This window comes from Streptomyces sp. NPDC005070 (assembly GCF_053600395.1).
This window is the reverse complement of the sequence record NZ_JBSFZS010000325.1, coordinates 1-3,217: the sequence shown is the minus strand read 5'-3', so window position 1 is coordinate 3,217 and position 3,217 is coordinate 1. Positions and strand designations below refer to the sequence as shown.

Sequence of the window (3,217 nt, the reverse complement as noted above, 5' to 3'; positions counted from 1 at the left end):
AGGGGACTTGATCCGTGAGCTGCTGCGCGAGCAGCGCTCCGATCTGGCGGGCCTGCCTCTGAAGCTCGGAGCGCTCGGCTGGGACAATCAGGTGTGGCGGCTCGGTGACGACCTCGCCGTCCGGCTGCCCTGGGCGACAGAGTCCGCGGACGCGCTGCTGCGCAAGGAGCACGCCTGGGTGCCCCTCCTGGCCCCGCGCCTTCCGCTGCGGGTGCCCGTCCCCCAGCACCTCGGCGAGCCCGGCGAACGGTTTCCCCGGCCCTGGCTGGTCACCACCTGGGTGCCGGGCGAGCCCGCCGACCGCGCCCCCGCGACACGCCCCGCGGAGGCGGCCGTCGCCCTGGCCGCCTTCCTGACCGCCCTGCATCGGCCCGCTCCCGACGACGCTCCGACGGGCCGGGACCGCGGGGGCCCACTGGCCGACACCGCGGAGTCCTTCGCCAGGGCGCTCGCCTCCGCCACCGCACTCGGGCTGATCCACGACCCGGCCGCCGTCCGCGCGGTCTGGGAGGACGCGGCCGCCGCACCCGACTGGGCCGGACCGCGTCTCTGGCTCCACGGCGACCTGCACCCGGCCAACATCCTGACGGCGAACGGCGCCTTCTCCGGTGTCATCGACTTCGGTGACCTCTTCGCGGGCGACCCTGCCTTCGACCTCGCCGCCGCGTGGATCCTGCTGCCGGACGGAGTCGTCGACCGCTTCCACGAGGCCTACGAACCGGGCCCGGACCCCGCGACCCTTCGCCGTGCCCGTGGCTGGGCGGTGCTGCGGGCTCTCGCCTGCCTCCACATCGCGGACGCGGGCGTTCGTGGACTCCCCGGGGGCAAGCCCGGTTGGGGGCCGCCCGCCCAAGCCTCCCTGCGACGCCTCACCGCTCGGCCGCGGGCATGAGCAGGTCCTGGTACGGCTTGAACTGGAACTGAAGTGGCGGAGCCATGTCGCCGAAGGACTCGACGAACGCGCTCGGCGAGCCTGCCAGTTCGCGTCGTATCCGCTCCGCCGTGTCGTCGCCGGTGAGGCCGGGCGCGAGGGCCGCGCAGATGCGTACGCCCGTATGCGGGTCGGTGAGCCAGGGGCGTGAGTCGCCGCCGAGACGGCCGATGGCGATCAAGAGGGTCTGCCCGCCCTGCCCTTGGAGCCCGGGACTGACCGGCGGGTGGTGGATGTGGCCCGGGTGTTGCACGTCCCGGCCTGGTCGGTGATCGGACAGCGCCGGTCGCAACCCGACGAGACAGCGGGGACGTACGATCTGCGCCTCGCGGTGATTGCCCCGGACGGTGACCAGGAGGCCGCCGTCCGCCTGAAGTGCCCGCCGACTGCCCACCAGTCCCTCGGCGGCCCGCTGCCGAAGAAGCGGCTGTCGGAGGCCCTGCGTGCGCTCGACGGCGACCGGCATTGGCTCCTCTACCTCGCGGGGCACATAGACGTCGGCGAGAACCCGACCCGCAGCGGTCTGCGACTGGCGCCGGAGGGCGACGGCCACGGCCATCTGTCCATCGCTGAGATGCTTGCCGCCGCGGACCGGGATGGTCGCGAGAACCCGTTCCCGCTTCCCGAGCGGGTCCTCGCCGTCGGGTGCGGCAGCCTCGGACATGACACCGTGGTCGCCGGCACGGTCCGCACCCCGACCAGCGAGTGGCTCGGCTTTGGCTCAGCATTGATGCTGGCGGGCACCGAACACGCCATCTGCACGCTTTACCCGGTGTATCCGGTGCGGCAACTCAACGACATCGCCCACCGTCTCGCCGAACGGCTCGTAAACGGCGAGAACCCCGCCGACGCGCTGCGCGAGGTCCAGCTCGCTGAACTGGAGCGGTGGCGCCGCACTGGGCAAGGCCGACCGTTTCTTTGGCAGGCGTTCGTCTATACCGGAGTGGGGGTCTGACGATGGCAATGGACTCCAACCAGCCGCGCCCCTCAGGCCCGACCGTGGCCCTCACACCGCGGCTGCGCTGTGCGCACGGAGCGGGTGACGCCGTCGGAGCCGCCGACGCGGCACTCACGACGGGACGGCCCACGCAGGCGCTCGACGCGTACCTCCGCGCACTGGCTGACCATCCAAGATCCGGCTTTTGCGACCGCGTACTGCACGCACGAGCGGCGGAGGCGGCACTGGCCGCGCGCTGCCCGCAGATCGCCCGCAGCCTGGCGCGCGCGGCCGTCCGCGGCGCCGGTAAGCGACCCATCGGCCCGGACGCCGCTCTGACCGCCCGGGCACTGGCCCTGCTGGCCCGCGCCCTGCTGGCCTTGGGCCAGAGGGAAGCGGCAGCAGATGCACTGCGCCGCGCGCAGAGCACCGTGCAGCGCGACAAGACGGTGGACCGGCTGGTACGCCTGTCCGCGGCCGAAGTCCATCTGGTGCTGGAGGCGCCCTTCGACGACCTGGACCGCGCCACCAAACGGCTCACCTCGATGCTGAGCAGGCATCAGCTCAGCCCTCTTAAGCCTGGCGTGATGCCTTACCTCCTCATCTCCCTCGGGCGCACGTTCCTACGGCACGACCGGCTGGAACCCGCCTGTGAGGCCTTCGACATGGCCGGCCGGTTCACGGGCGTCACCGATTGGGTCGCTGCCAAGGGCATCCTGGCTGTCGTCAACCGGCATCCCGAGACCGACCGGCGAATGCGGTACGCCGCGGCGGACTGGGCGGAGGCTCTCTGCGAGGAGGCCCACTGCCGTGCGGCCATGGGCAATGACTGCTCCGAGAGCGACGCGCCTCTCGTCTTCGACCTTGCTGCGACCTCGGCGGCGAACCGAGGGGACGCTGAGACAGCGGCCCGGCTATCCGCTTCCCGTACGTACCTCGGCGAACTGGCCCGGACTGGCAGGGGAGTGTGGACTGTCCCCGGTGACCCCCCGGCCGACACCCTATTCCTGTTCGCGGACCACGCGGCGCAACGCCGCTGGGCTGCCCTCTACGAAGGCGTGCACAGTATCCGGGCTCTCACCACGGCCGGCGCCGACGCGGAACCGGACCCAGGTAGGGGCGTGGACGTTCCACCCGTGCCCCGGCCAGCGTGGTGGGCGGAGCGCTCGGACACCGCCCGTTTGCGCGCTGCGGCCCAAGAGGCGCACGAGGTGTTCTCCCGGCTGAGCGCGTCGGACCCGGAGACGTTCCGGGCGATGTACGACCGCGCCCGCGGATCCAGATGTTGGCGACGACGACCGAGGTCAGCGCCCAGTGCGGTGAGGTGAGCCAGCCGACGGGGTCGACCC

4 protein-coding genes are annotated in these 3,217 nt (G+C 72.4%); 3 read left to right on the top strand and 1 reads right to left on the bottom strand.

Annotation, left to right across the window (positions count from 1 at the left end; translation table 11 throughout):
- The first annotated feature begins 7 nt into the window (after positions 1–7).
- A complete protein-coding gene (locus ACWEBX_RS38520; RefSeq protein ID WP_451889375.1) occupies positions 8–892 on the top strand; it encodes an aminoglycoside phosphotransferase family protein in 885 nt (294 codons plus the stop codon).
- Here the strand turns inward: ACWEBX_RS38520 and ACWEBX_RS38515 are convergent.
- Complete coding sequence (locus ACWEBX_RS38515) at positions 870–1,112, bottom strand: hypothetical protein (protein ID WP_451889374.1); 243 nt, start codon at positions 1,110–1,112, stop codon at positions 870–872. The two genes, ACWEBX_RS38520 and ACWEBX_RS38515, sit on opposite strands and share 23 nt — an antisense overlap.
- Before the next feature lie 45 nt (positions 1,113–1,157).
- On the opposite strand from ACWEBX_RS38515, the gene ACWEBX_RS38510 reads away from it, so the two are divergent.
- Together ACWEBX_RS38510 and ACWEBX_RS38505 are read left to right on the top strand one after the other, a co-directional pair.
- Positions 1,158–1,886 carry a CHAT domain-containing protein gene (locus ACWEBX_RS38510; RefSeq protein ID WP_451889373.1) on the top strand — a complete coding sequence of 243 codons (729 nt, stop codon included), beginning with the start codon at positions 1,158–1,160 and terminating at the stop codon, positions 1,884–1,886.
- An 8-nt stretch (positions 1,887–1,894) separates the two neighbouring features.
- Positions 1,895–3,196: a hypothetical protein gene (locus ACWEBX_RS38505; RefSeq protein ID WP_451889372.1), complete on the top strand. Its 1,302-nt coding sequence runs from the start codon at positions 1,895–1,897 to the stop codon at positions 3,194–3,196.
- Positions 3,197–3,217 lie beyond the last annotated feature (21 nt).